The organism is Candidatus Thiodiazotropha endolucinida, from assembly GCF_001715975.1.
Classification (GTDB): domain Bacteria; phylum Pseudomonadota; class Gammaproteobacteria; order Chromatiales; family Chromatiaceae; genus Thiodiazotropha; species Thiodiazotropha endolucinida.
On the sequence record NZ_MARB01000005.1, the window covers coordinates 109,033 to 128,318 of the forward strand.

The window sequence follows — 19,286 nt, forward strand, 5'->3', positions numbered from 1 at the left end:
GAAGATTCATGGTTTGCTCAGAAACAGTCACCAAAACATCCCTTGATTCACTCAATAAAAGCATTGAGTTATTGGCATCTGTCGATGCGGCGGAGGATCCTTTTCTCAGTTGCTACCTGGATCTCGAAGCCGGCGTGGAATCATGCCAGAAGTTTCTGCTGTCCGAAGCGGAATTCATAAGAGCAGGACTCAGCGACTCGCAGCGGTTCGATTTCGATGAGGCCTTCGAGCAGCTAGAGGAGACCATAGCCAGTGTCTGTAAAGAGGAGTTACGCGGCATGGCGATCTTTACCCGCAGCATTATGGGTGGAAGGTTTGTCAGCGTGATACCCAGTATGCTCCCTTTCAGGAATCAGTTGGCCTTCTACCGGGTGCCGGATATTCGGCCTCTGTTGAGTCTCAGGGATGCTTATGGAGAGCATTATCTGCTTTGGGCCGCATCCGATGGGATTGAGTTGTTTCGAGTTGAGGGTGGACGGGCAAAGACACTGGCCTGGGTAGCGGAGAAAAGCCTAGCGTGGCACGCCCCTGAACAGCAGAATCTATCATCCAGAAACAGAATAGCGCGGAACAGGCCTCACCTGGATGGTTTTGCCCGGCAGACCATCTCGCGGGCTATGAAATCAGCTGGCAGACTCAAACTGGTATTGGCTGGCGACAGCAACCGGTTGCAGAGATTGCGGCACTGGTTGCCCCGTCATCTTTCGGCCGGTGTATCACAAATGGTATCGGTCTCTCCTTTTCTCGATCGTACCAGGGCCTTAAGACAAATTATCGACCACATGGCAGCGGGTTGTCGGGCGGCTGTGGATGCTTTTACCAAGTCCTGTCTGCAGGTTTCGTCGATCAGGCGCAGATGTGTTACCGGTCCCAGTGGCACCTTTTCAGCCATCGACTCCCAGGCGTTGCACACCCTGTTGATTACAAGCACAACTACACCCACTCTGGTTAGCACTAACCATCCTGTTACTTTGGAGGGTTTAGGGGCGGACACAGAGCATTTTTCTGCTGTCACTCAGACTCGCTACTGGGATCCTGGGATTGAGTTGAGCCGACTGGCCTGTCAGCAGGGTATAAGAACTCTGGTGAGCAATGCCCGGGAGCTGTTTCGACAAGGAGGAGTGGGTGGATTACTGCGTGACTCGGCAGATGTGGTGGTGATGTGCCGACCGAAACATCCAACCATTACCGAATTGGTCGCATAGCGGTGTGGTGTCATGGTTAAGCAGATAAAATGTGACGATCCTCGGCTCAAGGATCAGGTGCAGGATCTGTTGAACTTTCATCTGGGCTCTATCGATGAGCTGGCGGATAAGTTGGAGATGAGTGTTGGATATGCCGAGGAGCGGGGTGACGAGCCACTCTATCTCTGCCGGGTGGTTGTCACAGATCCCCGTTCCGGCAGGTTGGCTGTGGAAGAGCGCCAGGCTGATATCACTCTGACGGTCAATCGTGCGCTTGCACGCATCGTTCGTAGCCTGATGCGTCGGCAGCAGAACCTGCATTCGATCTGAAGCTCAAGTGCTCACCGTGATTTTCTTCCTTTGACCGTTGCAGCGGGAACAGTAAGATGCTGTTTCCCTGCATTCGGCCATCCATAACCAGTTAGGGCCTGTTAACACTAATCCAATGCACCCTGTTGTGCCTGAAAAAGCGCCAATCAAGGCGCACCCCAAGGGCACTTCCTTCGGGGCGCGAGGAGAGAGGTTTGGTGATTCCAAATGAGCGACGAGCAACGCCGAGTGGCGCTTTTTCAGGCACAACCCGAAGGGCTGGGGCTGTTTTCGCCCCCAGCGGCGTTATCATTCGCTCATGTAGAATAACTACACTACGCTCATTCTGCCTTGCTGGGCACGAAAACAGCCCCAGCAGGGCGTATTGGATTAGTGTTAACAGGCCCTAAATTCGACTGCCATTCCTTTATCCGGCGTAATAAGCCGGATAATTTCCAAAGAATCGAAAAAAACGATCTATTATCCATATAAATTCGATTTTTCTTTTCTTTCTCCAAGCCTCATAAATATCACTAAGCGTTTTTCAGCCCTTGTGAACAGTTGAAGTTTCAGGAGATATACATGTCTGAGGCCAGATTCCATGACGACCATTGATAAGGATTCCAGCGTGCCATTGAGATCTGCCTGGTCCGCTCACATTGCCAGACGTATGTCTGCTGGAAATCCCTTCTATGCGCTCTCTGCACTGGGGTTGTTTGCACTGATCTGGTTTTTACTCACCGGGGATGACTGGAAATCCTGGTTGGTCGGATTGCCAGCTGTGATTGTGGCAGCCTGGTGCGCAGTACGTCTCCAGGGTCTTGATAGAGAGCGGATCAGTCTGTCTGGGTTGATGCGTTTCCTGCCCTTCTTTATCTGGGAATCGGTGCTTGGCGGTATCGATGTGGCCTCCCGTGTGATGCGTCCAAAGATGCACATTGCCCCAGGGTTCCTCGATTACCGGATGCGCTTGACTCAGCTATCGGCAAGACGGTTGTTCGTCAACTGCCTCAGTCTGTTACCCGGAACCCTGGCGGCGGACCTGGATGGGGAGTATCTGCGCATCCATACGCTGGATCGTGGCATTGATCTCAACGATGAACTACTACGGCTGGAGCGGATGGTCTCCGCCGTTTATGGAGAAAGCCTATGAGGCTGCAGACCCCATTGATCGATTTTCTATTGGTAGTCGCACTGCTTCTGCTTTTGTTGAGCCTGGTATTGGGAATGATCAGAGCGCTGAAGGGACCGAGCCTGGAAGACCGGCTGTTATCGATTCTGTTGCTGGGTACGGGTGGGGTGGCGATTCTGTTACTGCTCTCTGTCTCGATGCAGCTGACTGCGCTGCTCGATGTGGGGCTGGTGCTGGTGCTGTTGGCGGCTGTCGCAGCCGCAGCCATGACACGGCGGGAGAGTGACGATGGTTGACCTGTTGGCATTGATTCTGGTGTTCAGCGGTATCGCTTTCTTTTTCTTCGGAGCCATCGGGCTCTTGCGACTCCCTGACCTACATTCCCGGCTGCATGCTTTGACAAAAGCTGACAATCTGGGTCTTGGCCTGCTGATTGTGGGGGTTGCACTGTTTCATGGCTCGCTATTGGTGGCGTTAAAGCTGCTACTGATTTGGCTTCTGGCATTGCTGGGCAGTGCCGCATCTGCCCATCTGATATCCCAATATGCCCTCAGGAGGAAACATCAGTGATCAATCCGAGCCTGATAATGCTTCCTGATTTGCTGTTGGCGGTGATGCTGATCGGCATGGCCTGGGCGGCACTCTCCAGTAATGACCTGAGACGAAGTGTGGTGCTGTTTATCGCCTTTGGCCTGTCTGGGCAAGACTGCATGCTCCGGATCTGGCCTTGGCCGAAGCGGCTATAGGCGCAGGTTTGTCTGGTGCGCTATTGCTGATTGCCTTGAGAGATGAGACCGATAGCAATCTGACTGCTCTAAAGGTCTCACAAGTCACTCGTTGGCTGGTCGATCTGTTCTCACTGATCATGACCGTACTGATCGGTTGGGTACTCTGGCTAACCATTTATGTCGAACCAGTCGAGAGATTGGCGCCGCTTGCCAACGCCATGCTGGAGCATAGCGGGGTCTCCAATCCGGTCACCGCGGTGCTGTTGAACTACCGGGGTTACGACACCCTGCTTGAACTGGTGGTGGTGTTGGCTGCCGTGCTCGGGGTGATGGTGGTTGGACGGGAGCGTAGAGGTTACCGACAGGCAGGCCCTGTCTTCTGTGGCCTGGTTCACTGGCTGGTTCCGTTGTTGATCGTGACTGCCGGTTATCTGCTCTGGATTGGCGCTCATACACCGGGGGGAGCCTTCCAGGCGGGGGCAACCCTGGCGGCAGCCGGTATTGTGCTCCGTCTGGCGGGAAACGATGCTGCGGGACTGCCTGAGGGGATGTGGCTGCGTTGGCTACTGGTGGCCGGAATAGGCCTGTTCCTGACGGTCGGCCTCGGTGTGACACTCAATGATGGGCAGTTCCTGCAATACCCCAAAGCCTGGTCAGGCACCCTGATCCTGTTGATAGAGAGTGCCGCCACCGCCTCGATAGCCGCTGCCCTGGTGTTGGCTTACCGGGGTGGCAGGCCGGACGGCTGGTTGTCTGTTGCTGATAAAGATAACGACCGGGAGGTCTCATCATGACTCAGGCCCTGATCTATGCACTGACCGGTGCAGTCCTTTTCATGTTGGGAGTGAGATCGACCCTGTTGCGTGACTCCCTTTTGGCCAGGATTTTAGGATTGAACGTCAGTGGTGCCGGGATATTCCTGATCTTTGTCTCCCTTGCCTACCGTGGGGATTCGATGCCTACGGATCCGATTCCCCATGCCCTGGTGCTGACGGGTTTGGTGGTGGCCATCAGCGCAACCGCGCTGGCGTTGGCGCTGAACCGTCGTTTGCGGGAGATGGACGATGAATAACCTGCTGATCTGGCCCGTCGCCCTGCCGCTGCTCAGCGCACTGCTGGCGCTGCTGTGGCCCCGCAGATCCACCTGGATCGGTGTCGCAGGCACCGGCCTGTCGCTGTCGGCTGTGCTGCTGGTCAGCCGACAGGTGGTTGAATCAGGGTCGATCGAACTGGCGCTGGGCGGCTGGGCGCCGGGGCTGGGTATCGCACTGCGCGTAGATGGTCTGAGTCTGTTGATGCTGTTGATGTCCTCCCTGGTGGCCATGGCAGTCGCAGTCTATTCCAGCGTCTACTTCTCTGATAGTGAAAGACGGGGTGAGTTCTGGGTGCTCTGGCTGCTGTTGATCACGGCCCTGCACGCCCTGTTTCTCTCCGGCGACCTGTTTAATCTCTACGTCACCCTGGAGCTGTTGGGTCTGTCGGCAGTGGTGCTGGCCTGTCTGGGCGGCAGCCGGGCGTCGCTGCAGGCGGCGTTGCGCTATCTGGTTCTGGGACTGTTAGGCTCCCTGGCCTTTCTGATGGGGGTTGCCCTGATCTATGCCGGCTACGGCACCCTCGACATGGCTGCCTTGGGTGATGCCATCGAGGCGGGTCCCACCGCCTGGGTGGCCCTCAGCCTGATGACCGGTGGATTGCTGATCAAGTCTGCCCTGTTTCCGCTCCACTTCTGGTTGCCCCCTGCCCACGCCAATGCCCCGGCGCCTGTGAGCGCGGTGCTCTCCGCGCTGGTGGTGAAAGCGGCGCTCTATCTGATCCTCAGGCTCTGGCTGGAGTTGTTCGACGGAGTGGTGACCCAGGCGTCCGCGATGATCATCGGTGTGCTGGGTGCTGTGGCGGTACTCTGGGGTTCCTGGGCCGCCCTACAGGCTCAACGGCTGAAGCTGATGGCCGCATACTCCACGGTCGCCCAGCTGGGTTACCTGTTCCTGTTTCTGCCCCTGTTGGCGGCAATACCGGAAGGAGAGGGGAGAGACCTGGCCCTGGGCGCGCTGGTGCTGTTGGCCCTGACCCACGGTTTTGCCAAGAGCGCCTTTTTTCTTGCCGCCGGGGTCATCATGCAGCGGGCAGGCCACGATCGCATTGCCGAACTGGGCGGTACCGCCCGGGCCCTGCCGGTGACCGCCTTTACCATCGCCCTGGCCGGTGTGGCGCTGATCGGCCTGCCGCCCAGTGGCAGCTTTCTGGCAAAGTGGCAGCTGCTCTCCACCGTCTTTGTCACCGGCCAGTGGCTCTGGCTGCCGGTGATAGCCGTCGGCACATTGCTGGCGGGTGCCTATATCTTCCGTCTGTTGGGACATGCCTTTGCCCCCGGTGAGGGGGTTGGTCCCTCGCTTTCAGTGGGTCGGGAGGAGATACCGGCTGTTCTGCTGGCGCTCATCGCAACCCTGCTGCTGGGCTTTTGGGCCGCTGAGGTGTGGGAACTGGTTCCAATCAGCGCCTATGCGGGCGGGGAGGCATGATGACGATGTCGGTCTGGCTACCGGTGGGGATTCTGCTCAGCTCCTTCATCCCCGGAGTGTTGATCTTCTTCCAGCCGGAGGAGCGTCACCGCTTGAGAACCCTGCTCAATCTGTTGGGCGCCCTGGTCAAGTTGCTGCTGGTGGGTGTACTGATCTGGGGGGTGTTTCACGAGCAGGTCTTCGAGACGCGCTGGACAATGGCCCCGGGCCTCGAATTCGTATTGCATGCGGATGCCCTTTCGGTGTTGTTCGTCTCCCTCTCTACCCTGTTGTGGTTGGTCACCACAATCTATGCCATCGGTTATCTGGAACACACGCCCCACCGCAGCCGCTTCTTTGGCTTCTTCAGCCTCTGTGTCACCGCAACAGTGGGGCTAGCCCTGGCGGGCAACCTGTTCACCTTTGTGGTTTTCTATGAACTGCTGACCCTGGCCACCTATCCGCTGATCGCCCACAAGGGATCGCCGGAGGCCCTGCGCGGGGCGCGTATCTATCTGAGCTATACCCTTTTCGGTGGTTTGTTGCTGATGATCGGCGCGGTCTGGCTGCACACCCTAACCGGTGGTGTCGAGTTCGTCGAAGGTGGCATCCTCGATCAGTATGCGAATCTCGATCAGGACACATTGCGCTGGATCTTTCTGTTGCTGATTGTGGGGCTTGGGGTGAAAGCGGCCCTGGTGCCCCTGCATGGCTGGCTGCCCCAGGCGATGGTGGCGCCGGCCCCGGTAAGCGCCCTGCTGCATGCGGTGGCGGTAGTCAAGGCGGGAGCCTTCGGTATCGTGCGGGTGATCTACGACGTCTACGGGGTCGAGTTCGCTGCCGAACTGGGAGTGCTGACACTGCTTGGCACGGTGGCGGCGATCACCATCATATACGGCTCGGTCAAGGCCCTTTCACAGGACCATCTGAAAAAACGGCTCGCCTATTCGACGGTGAGTCAGGTCTCCTACATCGTGCTCGGAGCAGCCATCCTGGGTCCACTGGCCACCATCGGCGGTCTGGTCCATCTGGTACATCAGGGGGTGATGAAGATCACCCTGTTCTTCGCCGCCGGCAACTATGCGGAAGCCCTCGGCATCCACCGAGTCAGTGAGATGGACGGGGTGGGTCGCCGTATGCCCGGTACCACCCTGGCCTTCAGTATCGGTGCGCTGGGTATGATCGGTATCCCCCCGGTGGCGGGTTTCATCTCCAAGTGGTACCTGGGACTGGGGGCGGTGGAGGCCGGTGCCGCGTTCTGGGTGCTGCCGGTGCTGATCGCCAGCAGTCTCCTCAATGCCGCCTATTTCCTACCCATCCTCTATCGGGCCTGGTTCAAATCCGCAACCTCGCCCTGGCCGGCGGATAAGACAGCGGGGTGCGCCAGAGAGTTGCCTGACCCGCTGCTCTGGCCGCCGGTGACGACCGCGGCCCTGGCGCTGCTGATCGGGCTGTTTGCGGCGGCCCCCTACAGTCCCCTTGAGTGGGCCGAGCTGATCGCCGGCAGGGAGTACAGGCAATGAACGGACTGATACTGCTGTTACCGCCCTTGGTGCCGATCCTGATGGCACTCTTCGCGCATCGCCTGGAGAGCCGCTGGTGGCTGTTATCAGCAGCACTGCCGGCCCTCTTCGTCGGGTTGATGGTGGAGGAGGGGAGTGGCATCACCATTCCCTGGATGTTGTTGGGTATGCATTTTGCACTGGATTCCACGGGGCGTCTGTTTCTCCTCTTTGGTGCCTTGATCTGGATGTTGGCTGCGCTGTTCATTTCGGGCAGGGATCTGGCACCCGGAGCGACCTGTTATATCAAACAGACTTTTCTGCTCGCCCTGGCGGGCAACGGACTGTTGATTCTCGCCGCCGACATGTTGACCTTCTATGTGGGCTTCGCCTTGATGGGGCTGAGCGCTTACGGGTTGGTAAGGGGCCGTTCCCAAAAGGCGCGCCGGGCCGCCCGGGTCTACCTGGTATTCACCCTGGTGGGCGAGTTGGCGCTGTTCGTTGCCCTGCTGTTGCTGATGGTGAGCGGAGGCTCACTGCTGTTTGAGGATCTGACCGCCGAACCCATGCCGACAATAGCGCTCGCCCTGCTGTTGCTGGGATTCGGTATCAAGGTCGCACTGCCTGGCCTGCACCTCTGGTTACCGCCGGCCTATACCCTGGCGCCGGTGATCGGGGTGGCTCTACTCAGTGGTCCGATGATGAAGGCTGGGCTGCTGGGATGGTTGCGTTTTCTTCCCTTCGGTACACCCTTGGAGCCGGTATGGGGCAATGGTTTGATGCTGTTGGGCGCGGCGGGTGTCGTTCTGGGTATGCTGATCGGTGTGGTGCAGCGTGAATCCCGCGCCGTTTTGGCTTACTCGAGTATCGCGAAAATGGGGCTCTTCAGCGCCCTCGTCGGCTTCAGCCTGAATCATCCCCAGTTGGCCGCCGGACTGCTGCCGGTGATTGTGTTACTGGCGCTGCACCATCTATTGGTGAAACCGATGCTCTTCATGGGCTTGGCGCTCTGGCGTCGCCAAGGTGCGGCAGCTTGGTTGCTGCCTGCCCTGGTGTTGTTGGCTCTCTCTCTGGCGGCGCTTCCGCTGACTGGCGGGGGGGCGGCCAAGTCCGTCTTATCGGCCGCTCTGGGTGAACATCTCTCTGGTCTGCTGCTGCTTTCCGGTATTGCAGGCGTGGCGCTGATGGGGCGCTTTCTCTGGCTGCTCAGAGGCAGTTTTGACTCTGCGCGGCAGGATCCCGTTACTCTGCTGGGCTGGTTACTGTTGCTGCCGGTCGCTGTCTGGACGCCCTTTTTATGGGAAGCAATGGCCTTCGAATGGAAGACACTGTTGCCACTGACTGGGGGTATCGCCCTGTTCCTGCTGGGACTGGTTTTCCGGCGATGGTTGGGTTCACTGCGATTTCCGATAAGGCTCAAGGGAGAGCGGATTATCCTCAGCGCGACACAGATCCATACCAACTTGCCTGATACGAGCAACGTCCTGCGGCAACCCTGGCTGCTGCTGAAACAGGCCTTACAACCGCACAGCGCTGTTTCCGACAGCCCGCCCAATCTGGCTCTGCGGAGCCCCGCTGTCTGGTGGTTGCTGCTGATACTCGCACTGCTGGGGGCCTTGAGTCTGACTCTGTAAATATAGGAGGGATGAGATGAAACGTTTCAAAAACATCGTCTATTTTGCCGAAGGTACTCATGAATCCGACCATGCACTGGAACGGGCCTTTCTGCTGGCTGAGAACAATCATGCCCGGCTGACCATGCTGGATGTGATCGAGCCTATCGACATACCCCAGGAGGTCACGGACCGTTTCGATTTCGACCTCGTGGAGATGCTGAAGCGGCAGCGGATGGAGCAGCTGGAAGCGCTTGCCGAACCCTTTAAGACCAGGGACAGTCTGACCTACACCAAGGTGCTCTTGGGTACGCCGTTTATCGAGGTGATCAAGGCGGTTGCTTCCCACGGCTACGACCTGGTGATCAAGTCGGCACGCTGCTGCGACGATCTTTCCGATCGTCTCTTCGGTAGCACGGATCTGCATCTGCTGCGTAAATGCCCCTGTCCGGTATGGGTGGACAGACCGGGCGCAGCGGCTCAATATGATCAGATACTGGCTGCGGTAGATCCCATGGCGCCAACCAATGACAATTGTGCCGCACTGGTCATGGATCTGGCCACATCCCTGGGTCGCAGGGAGTCGGCAAAGGTTGACGTGGTACATGCCTGGGCAGTCCACGGCGAGTCGTTGTTGCGTGACGGGCGCTATCGCATCTCGCAGACCGAATATGATCTGCTCATGAACCAGACAATTAATCAACACAAGGAGCCACTGCAGGAACTGCTGCAGAACTATGCCATGTCGGTAGGTGACGGGGCAGTGCATCTGATCAAGGGAGAGGCCTCGACCGTCATTCACCAGATATCAGATAGGCTGAATGCTGATCTTATCGTGATGGGCACTTTGGGAAGAAGTGGCATTCCGGGGCTCTTCATTGGCAACACGGCTGAGGAGGTGTTGCAGAACACCCGGGCATCGATTTTGGCGGTCAAGCCGCCCAGCTTTGTATCACCGGTCAGATGAACAGGACACCCGGACTGCGATCCATTGAGTTAATGGTCATTGAAAGGATACTTGACGCTTTGAACGGTCTGTGTAATTTCACATCTCATAGCGTTGGTCGCCGGCCCGATACGGAGGGTGTATGCAGAATCTGAAGTTGAACCTAAAGCACTTGCGCTACTTTTGGGCTGTCGCCACCCACGGCACCATCGTGCAGGCCGCCGAGGCACTGTTCATCACTCCGCAGACCATCAGCGGCCAGTTGAAAGAGCTGGAATCGCAAATCGGTTCCGAGCTGTTCCGCAAAGAGGGCCGGAAATTGGTGCTGACAGAGACCGGCCGCCTGGTCTTCTCCTATGCGGATGAGATGTTTCGTCTCGGTGTCGAGCTGCAGGATATGCTATCCGGTCGTACACAAGGTACTACCATAACGCTTAAGGTGGGTGTCGCGATGGTGGTGCCGAAACTACTTGCCTATCGTGTTCTGGAACCTGTCCTGCAAATGTCGGATCCAGTGAAACTGATCTGCCATGAAGCGCCATTGGTCGATCTGCTGGCGGATCTTTCAGTACATAAACTCGATATGGTGCTGGCCGACAGTCCAATCAATCCAAGTTTGAATATTCGTGCATACAATCATGCGTTGGGTGAAAGCGGAATTACCTTTTTTGCTGCGTCTGAAGAGGCTCAAAGGTTACGCGCTGAGTTTCCTGTGAGTCTGGACGGGCAAAATATATTGATGCCAAGTAGCGGAAGCAGCCTGAGACGTAATCTCGAAATCTGGTTTCAGCGACAGCAGCTCGAACCGATTGTGGTTGCGGAATTTGAGGACCGGGCCTTAATGAAGACCTTTGGTGAGCGTGGTACAGGAGTTTTTACCTCGCCCACTGCCGTTGAGCAGGATGTGATAGACAAATACAGGGTAGAGGTCGTGGGGCGTTCTGAAGAGATTACAGAAAGCTTTTATGTGATATCACCTGAACGGCATATCAAACATCCGGCTATCAATACCATCACCCAGGTTGCGAAATCGGATCTATTCGGTTAACGCGATTGAATGCAGGTTTAACATCTAGATGATAGCTATCCCCATCAACAGACACCAGCTAATGGGAGAGATTTCCAAGCGTAGCTTTTGAGTAAATACTGTGGGAGTTTTGCAGGGACAAGTCCCGCGTTGTCGAGCTCAATCCTGCAAATCGGGGCAACGGCGTTATTGGTAACTTATTGAAAGATAAGAGCCTGTGGTTTCTGTCTGCCTACGCTGAATCCATTGGTCGTAGGTTCGACAGTTGAGCATAGCGAGGTTGAACGTGGGACCGTAGCGACTGCGGCCCGAAGGGCGAGGCGCAGCCGAGTAATCCTACATGACCCACCATAATTAAAGATGAGTTGTAAGAGCAAAGTAAACGCCTGAGCAATCGCACTCAACAGTAAAGTGGAATCGCGACCTCCGTCCTATCTTTCAGGATTTGACTTATGTCAAAGCCTTTCTGGTCGATTCCCCTATTACTTGTAGGCAATTAAAAAATCCTGAGGCGATTTTTTAATTCATCCGATATAAGAAACCTTACTTGCTTGACAAGACTTGAGAGGTTGTCGGCAGTTTCACTCCTCTTGGGACCGGGGAACTGATCCTAGCAGTTTTTGGCGAGTTCCTAATAAAAAGCAATAGTCAAAACTAACTGGAGAAAAGGTGATGAAACGCCGTCGACTTCTATTACCCTCTGTTGCTACCGCTCTGCTTTTCCTTGGACTCAACAACCTGGCCTTCGCGGCCGACTCACCCGCAAAGACACTGGATGAAGACCAGATGGCTCAAGCCGACTGTGTCGGCTGCCATATCAACGTCAACCCGGGTATCGTCAAACAGCACATGGAAGGGCCTCATGCGAATACCAAGAAAGTGGAAGATGAGGTCCGCTGTCACGACTGCCACGGTGTGGACCATAAGACCATGGACGATGTTGAAAAGGCGAGCATGCCCACCCCGGAAATCTGTGGCGAATGCCACAAAAAACAGGCACGTCAACACAGAGACGGCAAACACAACTTGGCTTGGTTGGCAATGAAATCTCAGATTGCCTGGCATGGGCAGCCCGGATCAATCACCGAACAAGGTTATCGCGGCTGTTCCGGATGTCACAAAATCGGTGAGAAAGGACTGCTTGCGGCAACGCAGGGTAATTTGGGCGATGTGAAGAGAGACGGTGGTAAAGAGGCGGCAACCTATCGCTATGGTAACGCGCAATGCGATGCCTGCCATACCCGGCACAGCTTTAAGGCATCGGAAGCCATGGATCCGCGCGCCTGCTCCAACTGCCACATGGGCTTCGACCATCCCCAGTGGGAGATGTATACCTCCGCCAAGCACGGTATCGTGTGGCAAATCGAAGGGCATGTAAATGAAGGCGGTCGAGCCCCCACCTGTCAGACCTGTCATCTGAGTGAAGGCGATCATGAAGTGCGCACCGCATGGGGTTTCCTGGGGCTGCGTATCCCCACCAAGGAGAATGTGCTGGCGCTGATCGATGTGGCACCCTCTCTCAAGGAACCACTGACGAAACTGGCCGGGTTACTACCCTCAGGTCACTATATGGATGTTGACGACGATCCGCAGTGGACCTTTGATCGGGCGTTGATTCTGCAGGCCGCCGGCATTCTCGATGCATCGCTGCAGCCCACAGAACGCTTTATCGAAATCGTAGTGCAGGGTCAAGCCGCGCGGGGTCCCGAGGAATTCAATGTCGAGCGCAAAAAGATGAAGGCGACCTGCAACAAGTGCCACGCACAAGGATTCGTTAACGAACACTTCAAGGCCTCAGATGAGATAATCAAAGCGGCCGATCATGAGTTCGCCAAGGCCATCACGGCTGTGCAGGCGCTCTACAAGGATGGTATTTTGCAGAAACCGGAAGGCTGGGAATACGCGCCCGATCTACTCCAATATTATGAGGCGAAGACCAGTATCGAACAGGAACTCTACCTGATCATGCTGGAGTATCGCCAACGGACCTTCCAGGGCGCTTTTCACGCCAGCAACGACTACATGCACTGGTATGGCTGGGCGCCATTGAAAACGGCGGTCAATACCATACTTGAAGAAGCCAAACGGATGCGTGCCGAGCACGATTCGAAGAAGATGGCAGCGAAATAAGCACAAACCAGAGAGTCGTGGTTATCTATAATCTGGGGTACGGCCTATGCCGTACCCCTTATTTGTTGTGTCATTTATAGCTAGAGATCATTAGAGTGCATGATCCACTATTCACAATCTCGTAGCCCGGACCTATGCGTTCGGGGTTTTTTAATTATCTACATAGATGGTTCGATACTACGACACCAAACAAGCCTGGTTCGGCAGCCCATCACTTCTTAGTACCGATCAAAGCATCCAGTCGGTTACGAAACATTGTCTTGAACTGTGATACCTGCAGTCGGCCGTTCTGCCTCGGAACAATGATCATTCGTTCAGAAGCAAAATCGAAGGGTGCATCGGTTGAGTTTTTTTCCCGAATAGGTATCCAGCTGGCGGGGGTTGGCGAATTGGCATCGCTGCGTCCATGCAGCATTCCGGCTTCAAACACCACATTTGGATTGTCTTGATAAAGGGCAGGCTGTGCATCGGGGATTCTCTCCGAGAGGTAACAGACGCCGTAGCGGCATGTCCCAAGTTCGTTCAACAGCTGCATGTTGATATTTCCCGGCCGGTGTATGTCTTTCCAGTAGATTTGATTGAACTTGTCCAGGTACTCCTTTTCGAGAAAGACCTTTTTTATCGTACTGATTACATCGCTTTCCGCATTGGTCGAAGAAGCCAGAAAGATATTCGGCTTGGTCAGTTTTGGCAGGGGGTGCTGGAGTATTTTATTGAGTTCATCAATAGCATTGCCTGTAAACAGGTTCCTGGCTTTTGTGGTTGAATGTGTGCGATAAGCAATGGCCATGGCATCTGCAATGATCGTCAGTTCCTGTTTTGCGGCTTTGGTGATATCCAGCCGCTCGACCGTCTCGAAATTGAATACCCCGAACACATTACCGTTTTCATCTTTGAGAGGGATAATGATGGAGGTCTTGATCGGGTCGTTGGTGGGTTTGATGTACTTCGGAATCCCTTTGGATTTACTCCACAGATCACGATAGCTGCGGCATTTTGGTAGTAATGGCTCAGAAGGATTGGCGCTGACGATCCAGAGTCGCTTGTTGTAGAGAAAGGCAAATGCCGTCTGGCTGGCGACGCGTCCGCGCGAGTCACGAACCGGCATGGTACTGTACTTTCCCATGGTTGCGTGCTTATGTGGAATCAGCCCAATTTCGTTGCCGATGCGCGATGTGACCATGAACCTGGTTACAGTGATGTTGAGGGTGTTCCGAGTGTAGTTATCCACCAGTTGCCGTATACGGTTGAAACTGGTTGCGTCTATGTAATCCACCGCATATGCGAACTGAATCAGTTGCTCTCCGAATGAACTGCTCATGACCGCCTCGTTCTTTTATTCTGTATTGATATAGCTTTTTGATTATTGAGATTCTTACCAACTATAACAATATTGTAGTTTACCAAATCATCACGAAACCGAAGATTGAGATACTTTGATCCATCTTGTCTAGTTCCGGATAGGAGTGTGGTGGCGAAAAAATCCATCAATATCGTTCGTTGATACTCTGTTTATCACCTTGTGTTGATCATGGGAGGCATGACGCATTACTCTCTGACCCGGTTTTATTCATGGTTTTCTTCAACCGCACCGTTGCATAAGCCAGGTATGGTGAGTCTGAGCAGATTTCCCTGACATGGAATCGGATCAGGCTGTCGTCTTTCTCATTGCTACGGTGATTGCTGTTGTCGGTCTGACATTGGGTCTCAGGTTGATTCGGGGTTGCAGGCGGCTGGTGCTTTTTCTGCGCCGTTTCGGCCATGACGAAGCAACCGAGGCACTGAGTTTTGCGGCGGCATCCGCCATGGGGCAAAGATGGCGCCTGGTGACCTTGGACGATAACGAGATCGCACCGATTCTTGGTATCAAGACCCGTGGGCGAATTCTGGGTTTTCTGCGGTGGATGTTTCTGGCTGCGATCGTTGTCGGACTGTTTTGGTTATTTGGTAAAGGTTTTACAGACTACATGGGGAGTATTATTGATGGCATGAAAACTAACAATCGGGGAGGTGGTTTCGAAGCGATAATCGGTCAAATCATCGTCACCATTGTTATGGCCTTGGTGATAGGAGTAATCGCTGGTGGATTTGTTCTGATGCTGATTGCACTCCTCGGTGCCGGAGTGCTCTTTTCATGGCGATCGTTTCACTTGTATAAAAAAGCCGAATTGGGTCAATCCAAAAGCATTGAGAATGTTGATCAGATTGAGCCGGTTATAGACACCGTGCTTAAGCTGAGCAGAAAGATATTCGCACCGCGCCTGGTGGTGGTGCGTGTCAACTCGGCCAGTACGATGCACTTGAGAAAATCTCCGTGCTGCCTGTTACAAATACGGATGCGGTCAAGACTGAGCGGCGCCTGGTTAAGCTGCTCGATGGTGAAAGCGTGCTGGCCTATCGTAGTGATGGAACGCGTGACACAATACGTTTTACCAAGCAGCTAAGAACGAGGTTGAATGATCTCTACTAGCCGTTTCAGTGCTCGTCGGTGCCCGATATCCTTCCCACGCTGGAGCGTGGGAACAACAGGCCCAGACCATCGATAAAAAGGATCAGGAATAGCCTCTCACCCTGCGGATACCCGCCACCGCAACAGCACGCGTTACCGAAACACAACGATGGGGGATCGGTCAGGGTGTCTTTGGCTCCTTTTCAGATTCGTGTGTTTTCGACTTGAGGATCGATATAAAACAGAGGACAAGACATTCACCCTGAACAGGGCGATGGGTGTATGGCCTTTGTTTAAGGCTTGGCTTGTTCCTTCACCTGCTCCCAGAACTGCCTCCAGAACCCCTTCTGCTCTTCGATCTTGTCCAGACGCTGCTCTATAGCGTGTAAGGCCTCGGCGATCTCTTCCTGCTGGTCATCTGTCTGCGATTCGTCAGGTACCTGCTGTCTGCCGGTCGCTGACCGCTGGCTGCTCAGAATCAACCGCTCTATCCATTCTCCGATAGCAACACCCTGACGATTGGCTTCCTCTTGGGCATATTGCCGGGTTGTTTCGGATATACCTTTCAGCAGCCACCGATTGGCGGGCTTTTTTTTCACTCGCGGCACAGCTTTTTTAGGTGGGGTCTTTTTCTTGGAGGCTGAAGATGGCATTTTGTTGGCGCTGCTCTTTATTGTTTTACTGGCCGACTTCTTTTTTTTGCTATGTTTCAGTGTGATCGGCCGTTGCGGTAGAGCTGAATAGTCCCGGGCTGGCCGCTTGGGCGGTTGTTTGGGGGTGGTGCCGGATTTGTCGCTACTTCGTTTATCTCTCATGTGACTGGTCGAGTGCTGCCTTTTATGCGCCGGCCGGAAACGCCAAGTGATGGTGTGTCGCCATCGGTCTTCCGCTTGGTGCCCTGGGTCCCTTTTCGGAAAGATGTCAATTATACGTAGAAGACGCTTTTATCTGCGTAGTGTAGCGGAAATCGCTAACAAATGAGGAGAAATCGTTGCCATCTCAACGCTTGAGGCTGCGTTGTTGCGGGTATAGTACTGAGATCTCTAATGTCTTGGTGCCTGTGGTCTTTGCGGGTGGGGGAGGTGAATTAACGGTGCAGTGACCATCCATCGACAAGTCATTCCTTATCGATCGAGAGTGGGACGGTGAGGTCGTGTTGGATCAGACGATAAGACTGATCAGCACAAAGACCGCCCAGATACTCGCCGCAGCCAGGACAAGCGTATCGATGGATAGCAGGGGATTATTTGGCATTTTCATGGTTTTACCTCTCAACTACTCTCGGTATACCGTTACAACTTCAAGCCAAAGCCGATGCCTTTGAGGTGCGAAGGCCACCACCTATGATGTCGGCAGACTAGGCTTTTTTTTAAGCGGCTGCATTGCGAATTCGCAATTCAAACACCGACATATGTTTTGAGCTGCGGGTTTGGGTTATGGTGAGGTAGCTTGTCAGGCAGGCGAATTACCCCTAAAGTGAAGCCAGGGAGTCAGCCGGACAGCCGCTGTGTCGAATGATGCAGAGGAAAGTCCGGGCTCCGACGGGCTGGGTGCCAGGTAACGCCTGGGGGGCGCAAGCCTACGGAAAGTGCCACAGAAAACATACCGCCATCGGCTCAGGCTGTTGGTAAGGGTGAAATGGTGCGGTAAGAGCGCACCGCAACGCTGGTAACAGCGCTGGCAGGGTAAACCCCACCCGGAGCAAGACCAAATAGAGGGACGGATGTGCCATGGTGCATATCGAGTGCGGCCCGCACTGTCCCTGGGTAGGTTGCTTGAGGTGTGTGGTGACGCATATCCCAGATGAATGGCTGTCCTCGACAGAACCCGGCTTACAGGCTGACTCCCGCTTCTCTCTCCACATTCCTCCACTCTCTGGGGGATTCATCCCCCATCTCTTAATAAATCACTTTAGGTTTGAAGGTCATATTGCTGTATTTAAAGTGGTTAGCCGGTTCTTGTCGGTGCTTTTAATTGCTCGCCTAAGCCACTGAGCAGCAAAGAGTTTTTACGTTCTCTACCTTGACAAGGTGGTGGATGGGGTCCTAATATGGGTTGAAGTGGAAGAATGTGGAGAATTAGGGAAAATCGATCCATCAAAGGGGCGCTGACTTGTTTCGCGGGATTTCATCACTCAATCTGGATGCCAAGGGGCGGCTTGCGATACCGACAAAGTATCGCGAACAGCTTGTGGCCGCCTGTAGTGCCGAGTTGGTGATCACCGTCGACAAGGATCACTGCCTGCTGATCTATCCCAAACCCACCTGGCTCGAGATTGAAGAGAAGCTCAGGTCGCTGCCGTCATTTGATGAGACCGCGCGGTTTCTGCAGCGGCTCTATATCGGTAACGCACATGAAATCGATATGGACAGCCAGGGCAGGATCCTGCTTCCACAGGAGTTGCGACGATTTGCCGACCTCAACAAAAAGGTTGCCCTGGTGGGTCAAATAAATAAGTTTGAGTTGTGGGACGAGAAAGCTTGGAACAGCCGGCAGGAGGCTCAGTTGGCGAAGGTGGATATCAACAAGCTCGATCTGCCGGAAGAGTTCAAGTCACTCTCGATCTGATGAAGCAGGCCCACGATTCAGTGCTGCTTCAGCCCTCGATAGAGGCGCTGAAGATCGATCCGGCCGGTATCTATATTGATGGTACCTTCGGTCGAGGCGGGCACAGTCGTCAGATTTTACATGCGTTGGGTGAGCGGGGGCGGTTACTGGCTATCGACAGGGATCCGGACGCGGTGGCTTTTGGCAGGAAGAGGTTTGGTCAGGATGCTCGCTTTCGAATCGTACAGGAGAGCTTCGCCATGCTGGCCGAGGTGTCTGAACAGGCTGGGTTGATGGGAAAGGTCAACGGCATCCTGCTGGACCTGGGGGTCTCCTCCCCCCAGTTGGATCAGGCTGAGCGCGGTTTCAGTTTCACTAAGGACGGGCCTTTGGATATGCGTATGGATCCCGATAGTGGCATCTCGGCGGCCGAGTGGTTGGCTCAGGCCGAGATGAAGCAGATCGCAGAGGTCTTGAAGGCCTATGGCGAAGAGCGCCATGCGAAGCGGATTGCACGGGCCATCGTTGAAGCGAGAGCACAAAACCCTATTACATCGACGCTGCAATTGGCGGAAATTGTGAGCGGGGCAAATCCCGCATGGGAAAAGAGCAAGCACCCGGCGACGCGCAGTTTTCAGGGGATACGCATCTATATCAACAGCGAGTTGGATGCGCTGCAGAGGGCATTGCAGTCGGTAATCGATGTATTGGCGATCGGGGGTCGATTGGCGGTAATCAGTTTTCACTCACTGGAGGATCGGATAGTAAAACGCTTCATGCGTGATCAGGCGAAAGGCGATCGGTATCCCCCGGGAGTGCCGGTCACCCGGGACAGTATGCAGCCTCGTCTGCGTCTGGTGGGCAAGGCGGTACGGCCGGGTGATGATGAAACCGCAGCCAATCCGCGGGCTCGAAGTGCGGTGCTGCGTGTTGCGGAGCGACTCTCTTGAGTCGTACCGGACACATACTGTTTGCGATATTGATGGCAGCGGTGCTGGCATCGGCGATAGCTGTTGTCTACAGCAAATATCTAAGCCGCAAACATTTCGTCGTGTTGCAGGAGCTACAGGCGGAGAGGGAGCGTATCGGCATCGAATGGGGGCGCCTGCAATTGGAAGAGAGCACCCTGGCGACTCATTCGGAAGTGGAAAAAAGGGCACGGGACAGACTGAAAATGCATCTGCCCCAATTTGATGAAGTTGTAGTGATCAGGCGCTAATC

Annotated in this window: 20 protein-coding genes and 1 other RNA gene; 19 read left to right on the forward strand and 2 right to left on the reverse strand. The window is 54.9% G+C overall.

The genetic code is table 11. The annotated features are described in order from the left end of the window. Window positions 1-8: 8 nt before the first annotated feature. From CODIS_RS05510 to CODIS_RS05570, 14 genes are all read left to right on the forward strand, one after another. Window positions 9-1,205: a baeRF10 domain-containing protein gene (locus CODIS_RS05510; protein ID WP_069121954.1), complete on the forward strand. Its 1,197-nt coding sequence runs from the start codon at window positions 9-11 to the stop codon at window positions 1,203-1,205. Between the two features lie 12 nt (window positions 1,206-1,217). Next, window positions 1,218-1,514, forward strand: coding sequence for a hypothetical protein (locus CODIS_RS05515; RefSeq protein WP_069121958.1), 297 nt, complete (start codon window positions 1,218-1,220; stop codon window positions 1,512-1,514). Window positions 1,515-2,094: 580 nt separating this feature from the next. Beyond that, window positions 2,095-2,646, forward strand: coding sequence for a Na+/H+ antiporter subunit E (locus CODIS_RS05520; RefSeq protein ID WP_083220570.1), 552 nt, complete (start codon window positions 2,095-2,097; stop codon window positions 2,644-2,646). After that, entirely contained in the window at window positions 2,643-2,921 is a 279-nt protein-coding gene (locus tag CODIS_RS05525) for an MrpF/PhaF family protein (protein WP_235615137.1), read from the forward strand. Before CODIS_RS05520 ends, CODIS_RS05525 begins: the two co-directional genes overlap by 4 nt. Beyond that, entirely contained in the window at window positions 2,914-3,195 is a 282-nt protein-coding gene (locus CODIS_RS05530; RefSeq protein ID WP_201259011.1) for a cation:proton antiporter, read from the forward strand. The genes CODIS_RS05525 and CODIS_RS05530 overlap by 8 nt, the downstream gene beginning before the upstream one ends. Further along, window positions 3,192-3,371 (forward strand): hypothetical protein, encoded by a 180-nt coding sequence (locus CODIS_RS20860; protein ID WP_154723020.1) that lies wholly within the window; start codon window positions 3,192-3,194, stop codon window positions 3,369-3,371. Before CODIS_RS05530 ends, CODIS_RS20860 begins: the two co-directional genes overlap by 4 nt. After that, a complete protein-coding gene (locus CODIS_RS05535) occupies window positions 3,353-4,147 on the forward strand; it encodes an MnhB domain-containing protein (RefSeq protein WP_154723021.1) in 795 nt (264 codons plus the stop codon). The genes CODIS_RS20860 and CODIS_RS05535 overlap by 19 nt, the downstream gene beginning before the upstream one ends. Then, a complete protein-coding gene (locus CODIS_RS05540) occupies window positions 4,144-4,425 on the forward strand; it encodes an NADH-quinone oxidoreductase subunit K (protein ID WP_069121967.1) in 282 nt (93 codons plus the stop codon). Before CODIS_RS05535 ends, CODIS_RS05540 begins: the two co-directional genes overlap by 4 nt. Continuing rightward, window positions 4,418-5,872: a complex I subunit 5 family protein gene (locus CODIS_RS05545; RefSeq protein ID WP_069121975.1), complete on the forward strand. Its 1,455-nt coding sequence runs from the start codon at window positions 4,418-4,420 to the stop codon at window positions 5,870-5,872. The genes CODIS_RS05540 and CODIS_RS05545 overlap by 8 nt, the downstream gene beginning before the upstream one ends. Continuing rightward, on the forward strand, window positions 5,872-7,374 hold the full coding sequence (locus CODIS_RS05550; protein WP_069122272.1) for a complex I subunit 5 family protein: 1,503 nt from the start codon (window positions 5,872-5,874) through the stop codon (window positions 7,372-7,374). The genes CODIS_RS05545 and CODIS_RS05550 overlap by 1 nt, the downstream gene beginning before the upstream one ends. Next, entirely contained in the window at window positions 7,371-8,987 is a 1,617-nt protein-coding gene (locus CODIS_RS05555; protein ID WP_069121977.1) for a proton-conducting transporter transmembrane domain-containing protein, read from the forward strand. Before CODIS_RS05550 ends, CODIS_RS05555 begins: the two co-directional genes overlap by 4 nt. Before the next feature lie 16 nt (window positions 8,988-9,003). Next, window positions 9,004-9,933: a universal stress protein gene (locus tag CODIS_RS05560; RefSeq protein ID WP_069121979.1), complete on the forward strand. Its 930-nt coding sequence runs from the start codon at window positions 9,004-9,006 to the stop codon at window positions 9,931-9,933. A gap of 121 nt (window positions 9,934-10,054) precedes the next feature. Then, window positions 10,055-10,960, forward strand: coding sequence for a transcriptional activator NhaR (gene nhaR, locus CODIS_RS05565; RefSeq protein WP_069121982.1), 906 nt, complete (start codon window positions 10,055-10,057; stop codon window positions 10,958-10,960). Window positions 10,961-11,611: 651 nt separating this feature from the next. Continuing rightward, window positions 11,612-13,069 carry a multiheme c-type cytochrome gene (locus CODIS_RS05570; RefSeq protein WP_069121984.1) on the forward strand — a complete coding sequence of 486 codons (1,458 nt, stop codon included), beginning with the start codon at window positions 11,612-11,614 and terminating at the stop codon, window positions 13,067-13,069. A gap of 211 nt (window positions 13,070-13,280) precedes the next feature. On the opposite strand, the gene CODIS_RS05575 is transcribed toward CODIS_RS05570, so the two are convergent. Next, complete coding sequence (locus CODIS_RS05575) at window positions 13,281-14,390, reverse strand: GAF domain-containing protein (RefSeq protein ID WP_069121986.1); 1,110 nt, start codon at window positions 14,388-14,390, stop codon at window positions 13,281-13,283. A gap of 316 nt (window positions 14,391-14,706) precedes the next feature. On the opposite strand from CODIS_RS05575, the gene CODIS_RS05580 reads away from it, so the two are divergent. Continuing rightward, on the forward strand, window positions 14,707-15,513 hold the full coding sequence (locus CODIS_RS05580) for a hypothetical protein (protein WP_069121989.1): 807 nt from the start codon (window positions 14,707-14,709) through the stop codon (window positions 15,511-15,513). A 298-nt stretch (window positions 15,514-15,811) separates the two neighbouring features. Here CODIS_RS05580 and CODIS_RS05585 read toward each other — a convergent pair whose 3' ends face one another. After that, complete coding sequence (locus tag CODIS_RS05585) at window positions 15,812-16,333, reverse strand: hypothetical protein (protein WP_069121992.1); 522 nt, start codon at window positions 16,331-16,333, stop codon at window positions 15,812-15,814. 671 nt (window positions 16,334-17,004) lie between these two features. Between CODIS_RS05585 and rnpB the strand changes: the two genes are divergently transcribed. The 4 genes from rnpB to ftsL all read left to right on the forward strand — a co-directional run bounded on the left by rnpB (window position 17,005) and on the right by ftsL (window position 19,284). Beyond that, an RNA gene (gene rnpB, locus CODIS_RS05590) (RNase P RNA component class A) lies at window positions 17,005-17,369 on the forward strand. A gap of 261 nt (window positions 17,370-17,630) precedes the next feature. Next, on the forward strand, window positions 17,631-18,086 hold the full coding sequence (mraZ, locus tag CODIS_RS05595; RefSeq protein ID WP_069121994.1) for a division/cell wall cluster transcriptional repressor MraZ: 456 nt from the start codon (window positions 17,631-17,633) through the stop codon (window positions 18,084-18,086). Further along, a complete protein-coding gene (gene rsmH / locus CODIS_RS05600) occupies window positions 18,086-19,015 on the forward strand; it encodes a 16S rRNA (cytosine(1402)-N(4))-methyltransferase RsmH (RefSeq protein WP_069121999.1) in 930 nt (309 codons plus the stop codon). The genes mraZ and rsmH overlap by 1 nt, the downstream gene beginning before the upstream one ends. Then, the gene (ftsL, locus tag CODIS_RS05605; protein WP_235615138.1) at window positions 19,012-19,284 is read left to right on the forward strand and encodes a cell division protein FtsL; all 273 of its coding nucleotides are present in this window, start codon (window positions 19,012-19,014) and stop codon (window positions 19,282-19,284) included. Before rsmH ends, ftsL begins: the two co-directional genes overlap by 4 nt. Window positions 19,285-19,286 lie beyond the last annotated feature (2 nt).